The organism is Streptomyces sp. NPDC101227, assembly GCF_044767545.1.
In the GTDB taxonomy this organism is placed as follows: domain Bacteria; phylum Actinomycetota; class Actinomycetes; order Streptomycetales; family Streptomycetaceae; genus Streptomyces.
This window is the reverse complement of sequence record NZ_JBIWOD010000004.1, coordinates 304,495-322,806: the sequence shown is the minus strand read 5'-3', so window position 1 is coordinate 322,806 and position 18,312 is coordinate 304,495. Positions and strand designations below refer to the sequence as shown.

General features: G+C 72.8%; 16 protein-coding genes. 7 read left to right on the top strand and 9 right to left on the bottom strand.

What is annotated here, in order from left to right; translation table 11 throughout:
- Positions 1-135: 135 nt before the first annotated feature.
- Positions 136-1,014, bottom strand: coding sequence for an enoyl-CoA hydratase/isomerase family protein (locus ACIRPT_RS11030; RefSeq protein ID WP_403825312.1), 879 nt, complete (start codon positions 1,012-1,014; stop codon positions 136-138).
- Positions 1,015-1,090: 76 nt separating this feature from the next.
- Positions 1,091-3,376, bottom strand: coding sequence for an acetate--CoA ligase family protein (locus ACIRPT_RS11025; protein WP_403825309.1), 2,286 nt, complete (start codon positions 3,374-3,376; stop codon positions 1,091-1,093).
- Between the two features lie 280 nt (positions 3,377-3,656).
- Here ACIRPT_RS11025 and ACIRPT_RS11020 point away from each other — a divergent pair, with 280 nt between their 5' ends.
- Together ACIRPT_RS11020 and ACIRPT_RS11015 are read left to right on the top strand one after the other, a co-directional pair.
- The gene (locus ACIRPT_RS11020; RefSeq protein WP_403825306.1) at positions 3,657-4,097 is read left to right on the top strand and encodes a Zn-ribbon domain-containing OB-fold protein; all 441 of its coding nucleotides are present in this window, start codon (positions 3,657-3,659) and stop codon (positions 4,095-4,097) included.
- A 58-nt stretch (positions 4,098-4,155) separates the two neighbouring features.
- The gene (locus ACIRPT_RS11015) at positions 4,156-4,644 is read left to right on the top strand and encodes a GNAT family N-acetyltransferase (protein WP_403825303.1); all 489 of its coding nucleotides are present in this window, start codon (positions 4,156-4,158) and stop codon (positions 4,642-4,644) included.
- A 54-nt stretch (positions 4,645-4,698) separates the two neighbouring features.
- Here ACIRPT_RS11015 and ACIRPT_RS11010 read toward each other — a convergent pair whose 3' ends face one another.
- The 3 genes from ACIRPT_RS11010 to ACIRPT_RS11000 all read right to left on the bottom strand — a co-directional run bounded on the left by ACIRPT_RS11010 (position 4,699) and on the right by ACIRPT_RS11000 (position 8,212).
- Positions 4,699-5,430: a pyridoxal 5'-phosphate synthase gene (locus tag ACIRPT_RS11010; protein WP_403825300.1), complete on the bottom strand. Its 732-nt coding sequence runs from the start codon at positions 5,428-5,430 to the stop codon at positions 4,699-4,701.
- Position 5,431: 1 nt separating this feature from the next.
- Positions 5,432-6,787 (bottom strand): FAD-dependent monooxygenase, encoded by a 1,356-nt coding sequence (locus ACIRPT_RS11005; RefSeq protein WP_403825297.1) that lies wholly within the window; start codon positions 6,785-6,787, stop codon positions 5,432-5,434.
- A 234-nt stretch (positions 6,788-7,021) separates the two neighbouring features.
- Positions 7,022-8,212: a thiolase C-terminal domain-containing protein gene (locus ACIRPT_RS11000; RefSeq protein ID WP_403825294.1), complete on the bottom strand. Its 1,191-nt coding sequence runs from the start codon at positions 8,210-8,212 to the stop codon at positions 7,022-7,024.
- A gap of 222 nt (positions 8,213-8,434) precedes the next feature.
- On the opposite strand from ACIRPT_RS11000, the gene ACIRPT_RS10995 reads away from it, so the two are divergent.
- The gene (locus ACIRPT_RS10995) at positions 8,435-9,757 is read left to right on the top strand and encodes an acyl-CoA dehydrogenase family protein (RefSeq protein WP_403825291.1); all 1,323 of its coding nucleotides are present in this window, start codon (positions 8,435-8,437) and stop codon (positions 9,755-9,757) included.
- Complete coding sequence (locus tag ACIRPT_RS10990) at positions 9,757-10,227, top strand: nitroreductase family deazaflavin-dependent oxidoreductase (RefSeq protein WP_403825289.1); 471 nt, start codon at positions 9,757-9,759, stop codon at positions 10,225-10,227. Before ACIRPT_RS10995 ends, ACIRPT_RS10990 begins: the two co-directional genes overlap by 1 nt.
- Positions 10,228-10,458: 231 nt before the next feature.
- Here the strand turns inward: ACIRPT_RS10990 and ACIRPT_RS10985 are convergent, their stop codons facing one another.
- Entirely contained in the window at positions 10,459-11,106 is a 648-nt protein-coding gene (locus ACIRPT_RS10985) for a TetR family transcriptional regulator (RefSeq protein ID WP_403825286.1), read from the bottom strand.
- 341 nt (positions 11,107-11,447) lie between these two features.
- On the opposite strand from ACIRPT_RS10985, the gene ACIRPT_RS10980 reads away from it, so the two are divergent.
- Both ACIRPT_RS10980 and ACIRPT_RS10975 read left to right on the top strand, forming a co-directional pair.
- Positions 11,448-12,212, top strand: a complete 765-nt coding sequence (locus ACIRPT_RS10980) for a VOC family protein (protein ID WP_403825283.1) — start codon at positions 11,448-11,450, stop codon at positions 12,210-12,212.
- Between the two features lie 547 nt (positions 12,213-12,759).
- On the top strand, positions 12,760-15,330 hold the full coding sequence (locus tag ACIRPT_RS10975) for a PQQ-binding-like beta-propeller repeat protein (RefSeq protein ID WP_403825280.1): 2,571 nt from the start codon (positions 12,760-12,762) through the stop codon (positions 15,328-15,330).
- An 18-nt stretch (positions 15,331-15,348) separates the two neighbouring features.
- Here the strand turns inward: ACIRPT_RS10975 and ACIRPT_RS10970 are convergent, their stop codons facing one another.
- On the bottom strand, positions 15,349-16,194 hold the full coding sequence (locus tag ACIRPT_RS10970; RefSeq protein ID WP_403825278.1) for a hypothetical protein: 846 nt from the start codon (positions 16,192-16,194) through the stop codon (positions 15,349-15,351).
- A gap of 189 nt (positions 16,195-16,383) precedes the next feature.
- Between ACIRPT_RS10970 and ACIRPT_RS10965 the strand changes: the two genes are divergently transcribed.
- Positions 16,384-16,953, top strand: a complete 570-nt coding sequence (locus ACIRPT_RS10965; protein ID WP_403825276.1) for a hypothetical protein — start codon at positions 16,384-16,386, stop codon at positions 16,951-16,953.
- A gap of 12 nt (positions 16,954-16,965) precedes the next feature.
- Here ACIRPT_RS10965 and ACIRPT_RS10960 read toward each other — a convergent pair whose 3' ends face one another.
- Positions 16,966-17,790: an enoyl-CoA hydratase/isomerase family protein gene (locus ACIRPT_RS10960; RefSeq protein ID WP_403825274.1), complete on the bottom strand. Its 825-nt coding sequence runs from the start codon at positions 17,788-17,790 to the stop codon at positions 16,966-16,968.
- Positions 17,787-18,269 (bottom strand): Zn-ribbon domain-containing OB-fold protein, encoded by a 483-nt coding sequence (locus tag ACIRPT_RS10955; protein ID WP_403825271.1) that lies wholly within the window; start codon positions 18,267-18,269, stop codon positions 17,787-17,789. The genes ACIRPT_RS10960 and ACIRPT_RS10955 overlap by 4 nt, the downstream gene beginning before the upstream one ends.
- Positions 18,270-18,312 lie beyond the last annotated feature (43 nt).

Below are 18,312 nucleotides of genomic sequence, written 5' to 3'. Positions count from 1 at the left end.
GGGGCGGCGGACGGCGGGGGCGCGGTGGGCGTCGCGTCGGGGCGCGACCCGGATGTCAGCTCCGACGACCGTCCCCGGCCCGTGCGAAGGGCGACGCCCGTGCGGCGGGCGACCCCCGTGCCGCCCGCCGTCCTCCTACCGGCCCCGGTACGTCGGCTTGCGGCGCGCCACGAAGGAGGCGACGCCTTCCTGGGCGTCGGCGGTGGTCATGTTGATCTCCTGGGCGGTGGCCTCGGCGGTGAAGGCCGCGGCCCGGTCGGCGTCGAGCGAGGCGTTGACCAGCTGTTTGGTGAGGGCCAGCGCCCGGGTCGGGCCGGCCGCCAGGCGCTCGGCCCACTCCCGCGCCGTCTTCTCCAGCTCGCCGTCCGGGACCACTCGGTTGACCAGGCCCAGCCGCTCGGCCTCGGCGGCCGGGACGGCGTCGCCGAAGAACATCAGCTCCTTGGCGCGCTGTGGGCCGATCAGCCGGGGCAAGAGGTAGGCGCCACCGCCGTCGGGGACCAGTCCGCGGCGTACGAACACCTCGATGAAACGGGCCGATTCGGCGGCCAGGACCAGATCGCAGGCGAGCGCCAGATGCGCGCCGATCCCGGCCGCGGTGCCGTTGACGGCGGCGATCACGGGCTTCTCGCAGTCCAGCACGGCGCCGATGAAGCGCTGCGCCCCGCGCCGGATCATCCGGGCGACATCGCCCGCGACCCGCTCGGCGCCGGCTGACGGCGCGCCGCGCAGATCGGCGCCGGCGCAGAAGCCCTTGCCGGTCGCGGTGATCACCACGGCCCGTACGCCGGGGTCGGCCGAGGCGTCCGCGAGCAGCTCGATGAGGCGTTCGCGCTGGTCCCAGGTGAGGGCGTTCAGCGCGGCGGGGCGGTTGAGGGTGATCCACGAGACGCCGTTGTCAGTGGCGTGGAGTATCAAGGAGTCAACGGACGGTGAGGGGCCGTCGAGCGGTTCGGCGGATCCGGTGGATCCGGCGGGCTCGGGGGCGCCGGGGGACTCGGGGGAGGACGTCATGGGGGAGCGGCTCCAAGGGGTGCGGTGGGGATGGCGGCCGTGGGCCCGGTGGCGGGGTCGGTGGCGGCGTCGGCGATTACGAGGCGTGGGCCCCGTGGGGGCCGTGACACACGGCGAGCGCATCGAGGGCCACGGCACCCTGTCCCCGCGGCAGGACGACCAGCGGATTGATGTCCAGCTCGGCCAGGTCATCGCCCAGTTCGAGCGCCATCCGCTGCACGCGCAGGACGACCTCGACCAGCGCGTCGACATCCGCGGGCGGTGCGCCCCGCACACCGTCCAGGAGGGCGTGGCCGCGCAGTTCGCCGAGCATCGCCCGCGCCTGGTCCTCGCCGAAGGGCGGCACGCCCACCGCGACATCCCGCAGTACTTCCACGAGGACCCCGCCCAGCCCGACCGTCACCGTCGGTCCGAAGAGGCTGTCATGCGTGACCCCGACGACCATCTCCACGCCCCGCTCGATCATCTGGCAGACCAGCACCCCGTCGAGGGGTACGCCCTCGTAGCGGGCGATGTCCGTGAGCTCGCGGTAGGCGTCCCGCACCTGGCTGGCGGAGGTCAGCCCGACCTTCACCAGGCCGAGTTCGGTCTTATGGGCCAGTTGCGGCCCGGAGGCCTTCATGACCACGGGATAGCCGACCTGACTCGCCGCCCGTACGGCCGCCGCCGCGCTGGTCACCAGCTGTTCGCGCGGCACGCGGATGCCGTAGGCACGCAGCAGCTGCTTGGCCGCGTGCTCGCTGAGCTGCTGGCCCGGACGCATCAGCGCCTGCGCCTTGCGGGCGGAGGGGGAGAGCACACGCGGGGCGTCGTCGAACGGCGAGCGGTAGTCGGCGGTGAACCGGTGGTGGTCGAGATAGGCGCGAACGGCCGTGATGCAGTTGGCGAAGGTACGGAACGTCGCCACGCGAGCGGAGCCGAGGAGGGTGTGCCGATAGGCGTCCTCGGTGCCGACCGGCGACCCCCACACGACACAGACCAGCTTGTCCGTCTGCTCCGCGGCGTCCACCAGATCCTGTGCGAGCTTGTCGCTCATGGGCGGGAAGGGCCCGGTGATCGGGCAGATGAGAACGCCGATCGACGGGTCGGCGAGGATCGCGTCGATGATCTTGCGGCCCCGCCAGTCCCCGACGGGGTGCCCGCCGTTGTCGATCGGATTGGCGACGTTCAGGTAGTCCGGTATCCACTGGTGCAGTTCGGACTGCTTCGCGTCGTCGAGGGTGGGCAGCCGCAGCCCCGCCGCGGTCGCCAGGTCCGAGAAGTGCGCGCCGGTGCCACCGGAGATCGAATACACCGCGACGCCCTCGGCCGTGGGCCGCTTGGCGCGGGCCAGCAGCGCGGCGGTGTCCTGCAGCTCGTCGAGCCCGTCCACCCGGATCACGCCGAACTGCCGCATCGCGGCGTCCACGACGCCGTCCGCGCCGGTGAGCTTGCCGGTGTGTGAGGCGGCCATCCGGGCGCCGGTCTCGGTACGGCCGACCTTGACGGCGACGACCGGCACCTTGTTGCGGGCGGCGCGGTCGGCGGCGAGCAGAAAGCTGCGGCCGTCCTTGAGGCCTTCCACATACGCGGCGATCGCGCCGACCTCGGGGCGGGAGGCGAAGTAGGAGAGGAAGTCGGCGGTCTCCAGATCGGCCTCGTTGCCGGTGGGGGCCCAGTGAGAGAGGCGGATGCCCAGTTCCTGGAGGGTGAAGACGGGGCGGCCCTGGTGGCCCGACTGCGTGATGAGCGCGATGGCCGGGCCGTCGAGGTCCTCGCGGAATTCCTCGAAGGCGTTGAGGTTGGTGTTCGGGCCGAGCAGCCGCAGGCCGGAGCGTTCGACGGCCTCGGTCAGCCGGGCCTGCGCCGCCGCGCCGTCCGCGCCCGTCTCGGCGAACCCGGAGGCGAACGCCACCGCGAACTTCACCTTGGCGTCGCCCAGTTGCTCGATGACCGGGACCGGGTCGCCGACCAGCAGGACGGCGAGGTCGACGGGTTCGGGGAGGTCGGCGACGGAGGCGTGGCAGGGCCGGCCGAAGACCCGTTCGCGCCCCGGATTGACGGGATGGAGCCGTGCGCCGACCCGCTCGGCCCAGGCGATCAGCTGACGGGTGATGCCGGTGTTCGGGCGGCCCTCGCTGTCCGAGGCGCCGATCACCGCCACGGCCTCGGGCCGGAAGAAACGGTCCAGGTCGGGCACCGGGGCGTGCAGCGGGCGCCCGCTGACGTCCCGGTCGACGGCCGCCCCGCCGGATCGCTGCCCGGCGTCGCCCTCGTGCGCCTCGGGCACGCCGTGGACGGTGTGCGGTGGTTGCTCCCCGCAGGCCACGACGCGGGCCGGCCGGGAGTGAGTGGTGAGGGTGCCGTGAGTCGATCCAAGCATCGCAGACGCCCGCTCCTGTGTGACGGCTCTGGTTACCTGACGCATAGTCAGATTACTGAACTGACGGCCTGTCAGGAATGGGGCTGCACGGTAAAGCTTCGCGGAGCCCGCCGTTGTCGCCTGCACCGAGGCGCCCAAGGACCGGAGTCGGCCCGAAGGCCGGAGGGTCGCTGTCGTACGTCCTCTTGCGTACCCCGCTCCGCATCCGCTGAACTGACGTGACGTCAGATAAGTTAGAACTCGGCCGGATCCATACCGCGCCACCAGGAGGGCACCCGGAATGCATACGCGGAGTGATCTGCCGGAGATGGACGCTTTCACCCGGCCGTACTGGGACGCCGCGGCGGAGGGGCGGCTGCTGCTGCGGCGCTGCCGGGCCGAAGGCGGCGGGTGCGGGGCGGCCCACCATTACCCGCGCGAGTTCTGCCCGTACTGCTGGGGTGAGGACGTCGAATGGGAGCCGGCCGGCGGCCGCGCCACCCTGTACACCTGGTCCGTCGTACACCGCAACGACCTGCCGCCCTTCGGTGCCCGCGTGCCGTACGTGGCGGCCGTGGTCGACCTCGCCGAGGGGCCCCGGATGATGACCGAGGTCATCGGCTGTGCGGAGCGGGACCTGCGGATCGGGATGCCGCTGGTGGTGGACTTCCGGGAGGAGGCGGCCGGCGCGGAAGGCGGTGGCGGGGCCACGGTCGCGGTCCCTGTTTTCCGGCCCGCGTGACGGCGCCGCCCGACGGAATCGGGTGGCGCGCCGCAGGCCCCCGCGTCACCCTTGCCCTGTGCTGATTCGCGAAGCGACCGCGGCCGACTGGCCCGCCATCTGGCCGTTCTTCCACGCCATCGTCGCGGCCGGGGAGACCTATCCGTACCCCGCCGACCTCGATGACCAGGCCGGCCGGGAGATGTGGATGCGCCAACCGCCGGGCCGTACGGTCGTCGCCGTCGACGCGGTCGGTACGGTGCTGGGCACGGCCAACATGAACCCCAACAAGCCGGGCGGCGGCTCGCATATCGCCAGCGCCAGCTTCATGGTCGATCCCCGGCACGGCCGCCGTGGTGTCGGGCGGGCGCTGGGTGAGCATGTGCTGGACTGGGCCCGCGCCGAGGGCTACCGCGGGATCCAGTTCAACTCGGTCGTCGAGACCAACACCGCCGCGGTCGCCCTGTGGCAGTCCCTCGGCTTCGAGATCATGACCACCATCCCCGAGGGATTCCGGCACCCCACAAGGGGCTATGTGGGATTCCACATCATGTACCGGAAGCTGTGACGCCGCTTCGGCCGCGGCAGGCCGAAGCGGTCAGGCCTTCAGGCCGTCGGCAGGTCACGGCCACAGCAGCTCGTGCGCCCAGCCGCCCTCGTCCTCGTAGCGGTAGTTGAGGCGGACGTGACGGCGTCGCGCATCGCCCTGGAAGAACTCGACCTCCTCGGCCCGCAGCACGTACAGCGTCCAGCTCGGGACCGGAGCGTCCGGCTCGCGCCGGGCTCGTTCCCAGGCGGCGTCCGAGGCGCGGGCCAGTTCCTCGGTGGAGCCGAGGACCTCGCTCTGGTGGCCGACCAGCGCGGCGGCCAGCGCGCCCGTGGAGCGGCGGTGCAGATCGGCCGCGCTCTCCTCGGGGCCCGCCTCGGTCACCGTCCCCCGGATACGGACCTGACGGCCGACCGCCGGCCAGTAGAAGCCGAGCGCCGCCCGGGGCCGGGCGGCCAGCTCGCGGCCCTTGCGGCTGCCGCGGTGCGAGCCGAAGTGCCAGCCGCGCTCGTCGGCGTCGTGCAGCATCAGCGTCCGCAGGGAAGGGTCCCCGGCCGCGTCCGCCGTGGCCAGCGTCATGGTGTGCGGCTCGGGCACACCGGCATCGGCGGCCTCGCGCAGCCACTGCCGGAAGAGCGGCAGCGGTTCGGCCGGGGCGCGCGCCGGATCGAAGGAGGGCAGTTCGCTCTCCCACACCCGCAGCCCGCGCAGCAGCTCGCGGAACGCGCGGGCCGCCGCCTCTTCCGAAGGGTGACGGCCGGCGGCGCGGTCGTCCGGGGAGTCCTGGTGGGCAGCGAGTTCGGCCATGTCAGGCAGCGTACGGGGGGAGGGCCGCGGCCGCCGCAGGGGCGGCCCCGCGCCGCCGTGGCCGTCCGGCCGCCGATGCCGGGCGGACCGCGCCGTAGTCCTTGAGCGTGATGGCGTTCGCCCCCCGCTGCACATCCTCGGCGACCTTCTTCGCGACGAGGTTCTTCCACGGCATGTGCGGCAGGATCCGCAGCATCAGATGCCGCAACCGGATCCCCCGCCGCGTCGCCAGGTTCATCTCCGTCACGAACTTCTCCGCCAGCCGGTGATTGACCTCGACATAGCCGCGCATCTCCCGCTCGTAACGGTCGAAGGCCACCGCCGGATCGCCGCCCGCGGCCGCGAGCTCCCCGGCCAGGACGTACGCGCCGACCAGCGCCATCCCGGTCCCCTGACCCGACGCCGGCGAGGCACAGTGCGCGGCATCGCCGAGCAGCACCACCCGGCCGCTCGACCAGCGGTCCATCTCGATCAGCTGCATCCCGTCGAAGTAGAGGTCGGACGCCTCGCGGGCCGCCCGGAGCAGCCGTGGGGTGCGGCCTCCGTCGCCCTCGAACGCGGCCTCCAGCAGGGCGAGTTGCCGGTCGGTGTCGCGGTGGTCGTGGGCCGGCCGGGGCGAGCGGAAGCTCATCATGCCCTTGGCCGCCGGGTCGCCGGCCGAGCTGTATTCGCAGAGCAGCTTGTTGGGCAGTGCGTAGTACAGCTCCTCGCGGTCCAGGCCGAGCTCGTTGGGCATGGAGAAGACCGCGAGATAGGTGCCGAGGTGGCGGCTGAACCGCTCCTCCGGGCCGAAGGCCAGCCGCCGTACGGTCGAGTGCACCCCGTCCGCGCCGACGACGATGTCGAAGCGGCGCGGCGCGCCCCGCTCGAAGGTGACGTCGATGCCTTCGGCGCCTTCGTCGGTGGCGGCGCCGGTGGGGGCGCCGGTGGCGGCGATGGGGGTGAGGGAGGCGATCGAGTCGCCGAAGAGGTACTCGACGTCGTCCCGGGTGCGGTCGTAGAGGATGCGGGCCAGATCGCCACGCATGATCTCGTCGTCGCGGCCGATTCGGGCGCCGAAGATGTCGGCGGGGAGCGTGGCGATGCGCTTGCCGTCGTCATTGACGTAGGCACCGGTCTGCATGTCCGTACTGGCGCGCTGGATGTCCTCCAGGATTCCCATCCGCTCCGCGACCTCGATCGCCGCGCCCCGGATGTCGACCTTGTAGCCGCCGGTCCGCAGCTCGGGTGCGCGCTCGACGACGGTGACGGCGAAGCCGTAGCGGTGCAGCCAGTGGGCGAGCGCCGGTCCGGCGACGCTCGCGCCGGAGATCAGCACGGTCTTGGCGGGGCGGGGGCGCGATCCGGTGCCGGGCATGGCGGGATTCCCTTCGGGGTCGGGGCGTTCGGGGTGGAGCGGACGTGCGTGCTCGATGGCTTACGACCCCGAATATACGAGCGTATTAAACACTTGTCTATGACGTTCGTTTAATACATCCGTATGGATGTTTGTCTGTGGCGCCAGCCTGCGACGTCCGCAGGGAAGCCCCGCACCGGCCGACCGGTACGCCCGCGGTCGCCCCCGCACCGCGAGCGCCGGGCACCCGGCCCCTCACTCCCTCCCCAGCACCACCGTCCCCGACGAGCAGAACCAGCCGCCCGTACCGGAGGCGACGGCGAGCTGCGGGAGCCGCCCGCCCGCCTTGTGGACCTGGCGGCCGGGACCGGCCTCGCCGCGGAGTTGGCGTACGGCCTCGACCAGCAGGAACAGGCCGCGCATGCCCGGGTGGCAGGCGGCCAGGCCGCCGCCGTCGGTATTGACCGGCAGCTCGCCGTCCCGGAGCAGCCGCCCCTTCTCCACGAACGCGCCGCCCTCGCCCTTGGCGCAGAAACCGAGGTCCTCCAGCGTCACCAGGGTCATGTAGGTGAAGGCGTCGTAGATCTCGGCGAGGTCGATCTCGGCGGGGCGGACGCCGGCCCGCTCGAAGGCCAGGCGGCCGGAGACCGCGGCCGGTGAGACGGTGAAGTCCGCCCACTCCGACATGGTCGTATGGGAGACGGAGGTGCCCGAACCGAGCACCCAGACAGGAGGTTTGGCCAGGTCGGGGACGTAGTCCTCGGCGACCAGCAGGACCGCGCAGCCGCCGTCGGAGCGGATGCAGCAGTGCAGCTTGGTGAACGGGTCGGCGATCATCGGGCCGGAGAGGACGTCGTCGACGGTGATCGGGTCGCGGTACATGGCGTCCGGGTTTGTCGCCGCGTTGGCCCGCGCCTGGACGGCGATCTCGGCCAGCTGTTCCAGCGTGGTGCCGTATTGGTGCATGTGCCGGCGGGCGGCCATGGCGTATTTGGCTATCAGGGTGTGCCCGTAGGGGACCTCGAACTGGAGCGGGCCGCGGGCGCCGAAGGACAGGTTGGAGGTGCGGCGCCCGGCCTTGATGTCGGCGCGCGCGGTGGAGCCGTAGACGAGGAGTACGGCGCGGGCGTGACCTGCGGCGATCGCGTCGGCGGCGTGGGCGGCCAGGACCTCCCAGGTGGCGCCCCCGACGGAGGTGGAGTCGACCCAGGTGGGCCGCAGGCCCAGATATTCGGCGACCTCCACGGGCGCGAGGGTGCCCAGACCGGCCGAGGCGAAGCCGTCGATCACCGACCGGTCCAGGCCGCTGTCGGCGAGCGCCCGGCGGGCGGCCTGTGCGTGCAGGGCGTAAGGGGTGGCCTCGTCCACGCGTCCGCAGTCGGACAGGGCAACTCCGGCGACGGCGACCTTGCGATGGCGATACCCGGAAGGGGTCCCTGAAGTCATGAATCTGACGGTACATCAGATCGCGCGGCCCGGGCAGGGTGACGGACGGGGTGACGGGCGGGGCTCCTGGCGCCCTGGCGGTACGTCTTCCGCCCAGGCGGGCGAAGTGGCGCGGCCCTAGGAAAGTCGGCCCCCCGTCCCTACTATGACGGCCCGTCAGATCGGATGCCGGGGCCCGTCGTACCCGATGGGCGTTGTCGCACGGCTGGGAGGAGCCCGCCGATGGATGCCGCGTTCACCGAGGAGCAGGACGAGATCCGCCGCACTCTGCGCGAACTGCTGCACAAGCGCTGCGGACCGGACGACGTCAAGTCGGCGGTGCGCACGCCGCCCGGGTACGACCAGGCACTGTGGCGGCAGCTCGCCGGACAGCTCGGGCTGCCGGGCCTGGCCCTGCCCGCGGCCTACGGCGGCGCGGACTGCGGGCCCACCGAACTCGCCCTGGCCTGCGAGGAGACCGGCCGCGTACTGCTCCCCTCGCCGCTGATCGCCACCGCCGCGCTCGCCGCGCCGCTGATCCTGGCTCTGGGCAGCGAGCCGCAGCGCGCCGAACTGCTGCCGGCCCTCGCCGCCGGGGAGCTGACCGCGACCCTCGCCGTACCGGGCGGACGGCTGGCCACCGCGCTGGCGCTGACCGGGCCGAACGCCGGGGACTGGGCGGGCGGCGGCCGCGCGGGCGGCATACAGGCGCGGGCGGTGTCACCGCAGCGCGATGGGGGTGCCCCCGGGCGGAGTCCGGGGGAGCTTCCGGCGAAGGGCGGGTGGCGGCTGTACGGAGAGGCCGCGCAGGTCCTCGACGGCCACACCGCGGACGTCCTCCTGGTGGCCGCGCACACCGGCGGCTTCGCGCGCAGCCGCACCCTGATCTTTCTCGTACGGGCCGACGCCCCCGGCCTGGTACGGACCCGGCAGACCGCCATGGACGAGACCCGTCCGCAGGCGCGCATCGAACTGCGCGAGGTGACGGCCGAGTTGCTGGGGGAACGTGAGAGCGACGAGGCGGCCGTGGCGGACGCGCTCGCCGCCGCCGGGACCGAGGCGGCCGCGGCGCTGGCCGCCGAGGCGGTCGGTGCGGCCGATGCCGCGCTGGCCCGCACCGTCGAATACGTCGGTACGCGCGAGCAGTTCGGCCGGCCCATCGGCTCCTTCCAGGCGGTGCAGCACCGCCTCGCCGACCTGTATGTGGCGGTGCAGGCGGCGCGCTCGGCGGCGTACTACGCGGCCTGGTCGGCGGGCGGCGCCCGGACCGGGGACCGGCGCGCGGCCGAGCCGGGGGTGGCCGGGCTGGCGCTCGCGCAGGCGTTGGAGGCGTTGCGCAAGGTGGCGGCCGAGGCGGTGCAGCTGCACGGCGGCATCGGCTTCACCTGGGAACACGATGCGCACCTGTACTTCAAGCGCGCCGCCTGCGACGAACTGCTGCTGGGGCCAGTGCACCGGCTGCGGGCGCGGGCCGCGGAGGAGGCCGGGCTGTTCGCGGCGCGGGACGGGGGAACGGTGCCCGGGCCGGTCGCGGCGGACGTTGCGCGAGAGGCGGTCGATGCGTGATGTCGCCTGGCGAGCGGCTGGTGCAGAAGGTGTCCTCGACCCGTACGTTCGCGCGGATCGCACCGCATGTCATTCCCGCGCTGGACCGCGCCGTACACCGGGTGACGCGGGGAAAGGTGCTGCTCAGCGCGCGGATGCTGCCCGGGGTGATCCTCACGGCGACCGGGGCGAAGAGCGGGCTGCCGCGGCGTACCCCGCTGGCGTGCATGCCGGAGGAGGGCGGCGGCTGGCTGCTGATCGGCAGTAACTTCGGGCGGCCGGGACACCCCGCCTGGACCGGGAATCTGCTCAAGCATCCGGATGCGGAGGTGAGTTGGCGGGGCCGGGACATTCCCGTGCGGGCGCGGCTGCTCGAGGGGGCGGAGCGGGAGCGGGCCTGGCGGGCGGCGCTCGCCTTCTGGCCGCCGTATGCGGCGTATCAGGCGCGGGTGGAGCGGGAGATCAGGCTGTTCCGGCTCGAACGGCGCTGAGCGGCCCGCACGGCGCCGAGTGCACAGCGCCTCGCACGGCGCTGAGTGCACAGACAGCGGGTGCCGTATGAACCCTCAGGGCCCTACGGCACCCGCTGCGTGTGCAGCTGTGCTGCTATGGCAGGACGGACACAGGACGGATGCAGGACGAATGCGGGACGTATGCAGGGCCGGTCGCGAACCGGTCCGGCGTGCGACCACCCGACTGCGCGACTGCGCAGCTGACGCCGGCTACTTCGTCGGTTTCTTGCCGGTGACGCCGAAGTGCACCAGCAGCGCCAGATTGGGCTTGAGCTCGGCCTGCTTGACGCCCCAGCTCTGGAAGCCCTTCTGGTGCCCGGCGACCGCCGCCAGCATCGCCACGATGGAGCCCGCCATGGCCGGCGCGCTCACGTCCTTGTCGACCTTGTTCTTGCTCTGGAGCTCCTGGATGGAGTCCGTAAGGGAGTTGGTGACGGCATTGAGGATCTTCATGCGGATCTTGTAGAACCGCTTGTCGCCCTCGGCCGCGCCCAGATCCACGACGCGCAGAATCGCGTCGTGCTTGCGCCAGAAGGAGAGGAAGCCGTCGACGAGTTCTTCCGCCGTTCCCCAGCCGGCCTTGCCCACCCAGGAGCGTTCGGCGACAAGACCGGTCAGACTTGCGCCTTCTTTGGCCATCTCCTCGGCGATTTCGAGGACGGCGCCCTCGACGTCCGGGAAGTACTGATAGAACGTTGCGGGTGAAGTCCCCGCTTTTCGGGCCACATCGATGACTTTGACGTCCCGGTAGGGGGACGAACTGAGCATTTCGCTGAGGCAGTCGAGCAGCTTCTGCCGCGTCGCCTGTCCGCGGCGGCCGGCAACTCTGCCGTCGACGGTTCGCACTTGTCCTGTCATGCCGTCAGCTTACCGAGGGGTGATCGGAGCGCGATTTGGCTGCCTGCAAATGGGGATGGGGGAGTTAGCGGCCCTCGGTGCCGGTTGCCGCCCCTGTTGCGGCATCCGGCGGGGCCGCGGATCCGTATGGCGGCGCTTGATCCGAACCGGTGAATGGTCTTATCAACAGGCTGTGGACAACTTTGGTGGACAAGTGCGCGCCGCGACGACGACAAGTGCGGTCAGGGTGTGGCCTGTTGTGCGCCGAACCCGGGGATGACCTGCGTCAACCCCGGAATGAATCGACCACACGTTCGAGTGCTCGCCGGGCGGGGCGCCCGTACCGCCGCTAGCGTTGATGCATGACTGCACTCGCGGACGGCGCTCCCTGCTGGGCGGACGTGATGCTGCCCGACCTCGAGCGGGGCAAGCGCTTCTACGGGGACCTCCTGGGGTGGACGTTCTCCGGGGGCGCCGCCGAGTTCGGCGGGTACGTCCAGGCCTCCCGCAACGGCAAGATGGCCGCCGGGCTGATGCCCCGGCAGGGCGAGACGTCCCCCACCGCCTGGGGGCTCTACTTCGCGACCGGCGACATCGAGCGCACCTCATCCCTGATCCGGGAGGCGGGCGGACGGATCCTCGCGGCGCCCACGGAGGTCGGCGCGCTGGGCTCCATGCTGATCGCCGTCGACCCGACCGGGGCGGTGTTCGGTGCCTGGCAGGCCGGTACGCACCAGGGCTTCGAGACCGGCCAGGAGCCCGGCGGCTACATCTGGATGGGGCTGCACACGCGCGACGCCGCGGCGGCGGACGCCTTCTACGGGACGGTCTTCGGCTTCCAGGGCGTCGCCGACAGCCCCATGGCGCGCCCCGGCTTCCTGCCGTGGCGGCTGCCCGGCCGGGCCCGCGAGATCGGCTGCCGGGTCGCGATGGACGCGACGTTCCCGCCGCAGGCATCGGCGCACTTCCTCGTCTGCTTCCTCGTCGACGAGATGGACACCGCGGTGCGCACCGCCACCGCCCTCGGCGGCAGTGTCGTCGTGCGGCCGCAACAGACCCCCGGCGGTCCGTTCGCGGTCTTCAGTGACAATCAGGGCGCCACCTTCGGCGTCATCGGGCTGAAGTAGCGGCCGACGTCTCAGAATTGGGCCGGCGGAGAGGGTGGCGGAGCGATCGTGCGGAGGGTGAAATAGGTGCGGGACCGGGGGAATACGCGAGATACGGGCGGCGCTGCACGATGTGCACGTCAGCGGCGGCAAGAGCGGGGCGGGGACGGCATGACCGACAGGGGACGCGCGCGCGGGCGGACGACGGCGGGGCGGCGGACGGGTACCGCCGGGGGCCCGCTGCGCCGCGGGATACCGGCGGCCGGCGTACGGCCAACCGGCCGGTAACCCCACGGCCACCCCTTTTTCGCGGGACGTGACGGAGCACGTCAGGCGGACTTGGGTTACGCCTGGTAACGGCCGCACAGGGTGTGACGGGGCGTGATCCGTGACACGACGCATGGCCCCGGGTTCGCAACGATCGGCCCGGCCAGGAAGAATCAGCACGCGTACGGCCGTTTCGACAGTCCTCGCCGAAGGCGGGGAGACGCTGCACGGGGCAGTGGCTCTCGGCGGCTCGTGGCTATTGAGAGTCTCTTTTTAAGCCCCACGGGGAGGTGGCAGGCAAGTGGTGGAGCAGCTGACGCAGCTGACGCAGCACGATCCCCGGCGGATCGGGCCGTTCGAGGTGCTCGGCCGTCTCGGGGCCGGCGGCATGGGACTGGTCTATCTGGCCCGTTCGGCGTCCGGCCGGCGCGTGGCGATCAAGACCGTGCGTACCGAACTCGCCGAGGACCAGCTGTTCCGGGTCCGCTTCACACGCGAGGTCGAGGCGGCCCGCGCGGTCAGTGGCTTCTACACCGCGGCGGTGGTGGACGCCGATCCGCGGGCGGCGGTGCCGTGGCTGGCGACGGCCTACGTCCCCGCCCCCTCCCTCGAGGAAATAGTCAATGAGTGCGGGCCGCTGCCGGCCCAGGCGGTGCGCTGGCTGGCGGCCGGGATCGCCGAGGCGCTGCAGTCCATCCACGGCGCGGGCCTGGTGCACCGCGACCTGAAGCCGTCGAACGTCCTGGTGGTCGAGGACGGCCCCCGGGTCATCGACTTCGGCATCGCCTCCGGCGTGTCCAACACCCGTCTGACCATGACCAACGTGGCCGTGGGGACCCCGGCCTACATGTCGCCCGAGCAGGCCCGCGACTCGCGCAGCGTGACGGGCGCCAGTGATGTGTTCTCCCTCGGCTCGACGCTGGTCTTCGCCGCCACCGGGCACGCGCCCTTCCACGGCGCCAACCCCGTCGAGACCGTCTTCATGCTGCTGCGCGAGGGCCCCGACCTCGCCGGACTGCCGGACGAGCTGCGGCCGCTGATGGAGTCCTGTATGCAGATGGAGGCGGCCCACCGGCCGTCCCCCGCCGATCTGCAGTCCCAGCTGGCGCCGCATCTGTTCGGCTCCGGCAGCGACGACAGCGGCACGGCCTCGGCCTGGCTGCCGCCCGGTGCGGTGGCGCTCATCGAGCAGCGGCGCGGCGGCCGGTCCACCGTGCCCAAGAACGCGCAGCGCGCCTCCGCAGGCCGCAGCGCCGCCCGCCCGGCGCCCGTCGCGCCGCCCGCCCCGCAGTCCGTACCGGCGCCGCCGCGGCCCGAGCGCGCCCCCGTGGGCGGCGCCGCGCCCGAGTCCGGCTGGCCCGGCCAGGTCGGCGCGGGCCCCGGCGCGCACCGCGGCGGCGACCCCCGGTCCGCCGGACCCGGCCCGATGCCGCAGCCCGCGGCGCTCGGCCCGGACGCCTCGACGGCCCGGGTGACCCCGGTATCCGCGGCCCCGCCGCCCGCCGCGCCCCCGGAGGCCGGCCCGGTACGCCTCGGTGGCTCGCCCGCCGCCATAGGGCCGGGTCTGCGCGCCGCCGACGCGCGCGATCCCCAGCCGCACGCCCAGGCCGGCGCCGCCACGAACTGGGTACGGCCGCCCGGTGGCGGACCGACCGCCGGGGTGCCTCAGCAGGGCGCGGCCAGTGGCGGCCCCGCACAGGCCGCGCCGCCCCCGCCGCCCGAGCAGCCGCCCGCCGAGCCGGGCCGCTGGCGCCCCTGGCGGTTCCGGATGTCGAACGACGTGTGGGGCACCCCCGCCGTCTCCGGCGACCTGCTCTACGTCACCTCCTTCGAGGTGCACGCCCTCGATGTGGCCAGCGGACGACGGAAGTTCAAGACCCGCGATGTGGCGTGGGCGATGGCCGTCGCCGACGGCCGCATCCATGCCTCGGACGGCCCGAGCCTGTACGCCCTGGACTCCGATGACGGCACCGAGCTGTGGCGGCTGAACACCGAAGGGTGGGTCTACGCCCTGAAGGTGGACCGCGGCACGGTCGTCACCAGCACGCGCGGCGGCGGCGTCCAGGCCTGGGAGGCCGCCAACGGCGAGCTGCTGTGGGAGATCAGCGGCATCCAGACCGACTTCGAGACCGATGAGACCGGGCCCGTGGTGCACGACGGCACGGTCTTCGTCTGGGACGACGCGCGGCTGAAGGCGCTGGAGGCGCGTACCGGCGCCGAGCGCTGGTCGTACCCCGTGGGCGACACGGCGTCCTGCGGCGGGGTGCCGATGCGGCTGCTGCCCGCGCCCGACGGCGTGGTCTACGTCGTGGCCGGGACGCGGGTGATGGCGCTCGACATCGCGCGCGGCGATGTGCGCTGGCACTTCGAGGCGCCCGCGGTGTTCGTCAGCCCGCCCGCCTTCGCTCCCGGCCCCGCGGTCACCGGCGGCGGGGTCTATCTGGCGGACTACCTCGGCACGGTCTACGCCCTGGACGCGGCGGACGGCCGCGACCGCTGGCGGATCGCCACCGAAGCGCGCCAGTCCAGCGAACCGGTGCTGGTCGCGCACGGCGCGGTCCACCTGGGCAGCGGCAAGGCGCTCTACACCCTGGACGCGGTGACCGGCACGCCGCGTTGGCGGTTCCAGGCCGGCGCGGACGTGGTCGGCGCCCCGGTCGCCGCCGAGGGCCGGGTGCACTTCGGCTCCGCCGACCACTGCCTCTACACCCTGGACGCGATGGGTGGCCAGCTGCGCTGGAAGCTGGAGACCGGCGGCGAGATCACGGGGTCGCCGGTGGCGGTCGGCGGCGTGGTCTACGCGTGCAGCAAGGATCGCTGTGTGTACGCGCTGGACGCGGCGAAGGGGACGGGTCAGGCCCGGCGCTCGTAACGGCGCCGCGCCGGGCGGCTACTGCCCCTCCTCCGGCGGCTCTCGGGAGCCCCGCTGCCGCTGTTCCTTGCCCCACTCCACCGGAGGCGTGGGCGGCTGCTGATGCGCCGGCCGGGTCGGCGGCGGAGGAGGCGGGGGCGGCGGCGCCGTCGGGCGGGGCCAGGGCTCGGTGAACGGCTCGCGGGGCGGGCGTCCACCGCCTTCGGGGCCGACGGCGTCGGGGTCGAAACCGGGGCGGGTCAGCGGGCGGGTGGCGGGCCCTTCGTCCGGCGGCTCGCCCCCATTGCCGTACTGCTCCGGCGTCCACTCCTGGGTCGCCGGGTCATGCGTCACCGGGCGGCCCGGGTCCCATGGTTCGGGCGCCACTGGGGGCGCCACCGGGGGCGCGGCCTCGCGCTCGTCGTAACGGCCGTACCCGTCGTCGTACCGCTCCTCGGCCCGGCGGCCGCCCACCCGATCGGCCCGGCCGCTCATCACCAGGGCGCCGAACACCATCAGCGCACCGCCACCGAGGGCGTTGGCCACTCCCACACCGAGGCCGCGGGCGCCCGCCGTCAGCTCGCCCGCCGACTGCCCCTGGCGGACCATCCACAAGATGGTGAAGCCCAGCACGACCAGGCCCGCGAGCGCGACCAGCACCCGCGAGCGCAGCACGACGCCGACCAGAGCCATCAGGCCCGCGACGGCCAGCGGCAGAAAGACGGAGCCGTAGAGAGAGGCCCTGTTGTCGGTGATGCTGTTGAAGAGATCTTCGATACGGAAATCGCTTCCGTGACGGCCGTCGTACCAGGGACGGAAGGGGCTCCAGACGGCGGCCGTCGCTCCGATGAGGGCGATCAGGGATCCGATGACGTTGCGCACCACTGGCGTCGCCTCGCTTCGGGTCGTCCTGAGGTCCTCCGTGACCGACGCTACGCCTGACCGTCCGTACCCGCTATTTCTCCGGTGCTTCCGGGCCCCGTCCGGGTTGTCACCCACCCTTGCTAGGGTGCCGTGCACGCGTCAGCCAACGCATGACGCGGTTTGGACGTCTTCAGGGGGATGGGCAGGGGCATGAAGCAGCGCACGCGCACACACATAAGCCGGCGCAGGGGCACCCGGGCGGTCGGGACGGCCGGGCTCGCCCTGGCGGTCATGACGACGGTCGGCGGCTGCGGCGCCCTGCTCCCGGGCGGCGCCACGCCGAGCTTCTCCCCGAGCGCCTCGGCGAGCGGCTACAACCCGAACGACCCGACCCCGTCCGGTGACGCGACGCCGGAGGACACCTACACGCCCGAGGACACCTACTCGCCCGAGCCGACCGAGGAGACCTTCGACCCGGACGGCCGGAGCGACGTCACGGGCAAGGACTGCAACTTCTCCAATTCGCTGAACCAGTTCACGTACACGGTCTCGGTCACCAACCCGTCCAGCGAGAGCACCTTCTCCTACGACATCGCGATCAACTGGATGAAGGCGAAGCCGGCCGACGGCAAGGCGTGGGGCCTGCATCAGCGCAGCATCACCGTGGGGCCCGGTGACACGGAGACCTACACCGCCAAGTACAGCGTCAACTGGGGTAACAACTACGGCCGGTTCTGGTTCAACTGTCAGGTCACGCGGGCGGAGAAGACCAAGCTGTGACCCGCTGCCGGGTCAGCGCACCCGGTAGTCCCGTTTCCGGGCGCCGAACAGCTCCGTCTGGAGTTCCGGCGCCGCGTTGCCGAGCGTGATCAGATGCGGCGCGCCCGCCAGCGCCTGCGTACGCGCCGCCTCGCGCGCCGACCAGACCGCCCGTACGGTCCCCTGGACGGCCGCCGTCGGGTACGAGGCGATCACCGCGGCCGCCCGCAGCGCGGCCGCGACCGCCTCGCCGTCCGGTACGACCTCCGACACCAGTCCGGTCTCGTACGCCCGCGCGGCCGAGAGCCGCTCCGCCGTCCCCATCAGCGCCATCCGCGCGATCTCGCCGAACGGCATCCGCTGCGCCATCCCGATCGCCTCGTACGCGCTGACCATGCCGTACGTCGTGTGCGGGTCGAAGAAGGTGGCCGACTCGGCGCCGACGAGGAAATCGCACTCGCCCAGCAGGTAGAACGCGCCGCCGCAGGCCATGCCGTTGACGGCCCCGATGACCGGCTTCCACAGGTCGTTCGCCTTGGGACCGACGGTCAGCAGCGGATCGTCCATCGAGTACGGGGAGGCGGGCTGCGGGACGCTGACGGAGCGGTCGATGCCGGTGCAGAAGGCGCGGTCGCCCGCTCCGGTGAGGACCACGGCCCGGACCCGGCCGTCGCCGCGGATCGCCCGCCAGGCGGCTGCCAGTTCCGCGGCGGTCTCCAGGTCGATCGCGTTGTGCCGCTCGGGCCGGTCGATCGTGATCAGCGCGACGCCGTCGTCGCCGGGGCGCTCGACGCGGATCGTGCGGCCGGTCGTGCCGTTTGTGCCGGCCGCGCCGTTGATGCCGTTCGTGCCGGTCATGGCCGCTCCAGGAGCCAGCGGGGTACGGTCACGCCCCCGGGCATGGTGTGGAAGGTGACCTTCACCGGCGCGCCGATGCGCAGCCGCGCCGGGTCGACGGAGTTGAGGGGGGCGTCGGCGGCGGTGACGAGGTTGCCGACGAGGCGGATGCGCGGGGCCTCGGCCAGTTCCACGATGACGGCGTTGTAGCCGGGCTGGGCGGCGTACGCGGGCAGCAGCGGCGGATGCGGCAGCACGTACGACCAGATGCGGCCGCGGCCGCTCATCCTCCGCCAGTGGGCGGCGAAGGACTGGCAGTGCGGGCAGCAGGGGCGGGGCGGGAAGCGCAGCTCGTCGCAGTCGGCGCAGGCCTGGATGCGGAGCTCGCCGCGGGCGGCGTGGTCCCAGAAGGGGGCGCCGTCTTCGTCCGGGACCGGAAGCAGCAGGCCGGCGCCGGTGTCGGGCCGATTGTCAGTGGTGGCTGTCACGCTTGAGGACATGACGTCACGCACCGGCTCGGATGCACGAACGGACTCACGAGAA

Excerpts from the sequence above, each read along its gene's own strand:
- ACIRPT_RS11030 (WP_403825312.1), bottom strand. The coding sequence starts at position 1,014 with ATGACGTCCTCCCCCGAGTCCCCCGGCGCCCCCGAGCCCGCCGGATCC.
- ACIRPT_RS11025 (WP_403825309.1), bottom strand. The coding sequence starts at position 3,376 with ATGCTTGGATCGACTCACGGCACCCTCACCACTCACTCCCGGCCGGCC.
- ACIRPT_RS11020 (WP_403825306.1), top strand. The coding sequence starts at position 3,657 with ATGCATACGCGGAGTGATCTGCCGGAGATGGACGCTTTCACCCGGCCG.
- ACIRPT_RS11010 (WP_403825300.1), bottom strand. The coding sequence starts at position 5,430 with ATGGCCGAACTCGCTGCCCACCAGGACTCCCCGGACGACCGCGCCGCC.
- ACIRPT_RS11005 (WP_403825297.1), bottom strand. The coding sequence starts at position 6,787 with ATGCCCGGCACCGGATCGCGCCCCCGCCCCGCCAAGACCGTGCTGATC.
- ACIRPT_RS11000 (WP_403825294.1), bottom strand. The coding sequence starts at position 8,212 with ATGACTTCAGGGACCCCTTCCGGGTATCGCCATCGCAAGGTCGCCGTC.
- ACIRPT_RS10995 (WP_403825291.1), top strand. The coding sequence starts at position 8,435 with ATGGATGCCGCGTTCACCGAGGAGCAGGACGAGATCCGCCGCACTCTG.
- ACIRPT_RS10990 (WP_403825289.1), top strand. The coding sequence starts at position 9,757 with ATGTCGCCTGGCGAGCGGCTGGTGCAGAAGGTGTCCTCGACCCGTACG.
- ACIRPT_RS10985 (WP_403825286.1), bottom strand. The coding sequence starts at position 11,106 with ATGACAGGACAAGTGCGAACCGTCGACGGCAGAGTTGCCGGCCGCCGC.
- ACIRPT_RS10980 (WP_403825283.1), top strand. The coding sequence starts at position 11,448 with ATGACTGCACTCGCGGACGGCGCTCCCTGCTGGGCGGACGTGATGCTG.
- ACIRPT_RS10965 (WP_403825276.1), top strand. The coding sequence starts at position 16,384 with ATGAAGCAGCGCACGCGCACACACATAAGCCGGCGCAGGGGCACCCGG.
- ACIRPT_RS10960 (WP_403825274.1), bottom strand. The coding sequence starts at position 17,790 with ATGACCGGCACGAACGGCATCAACGGCGCGGCCGGCACAAACGGCACG.
- ACIRPT_RS10955 (WP_403825271.1), bottom strand. The coding sequence starts at position 18,269 with ATGTCCTCAAGCGTGACAGCCACCACTGACAATCGGCCCGACACCGGC.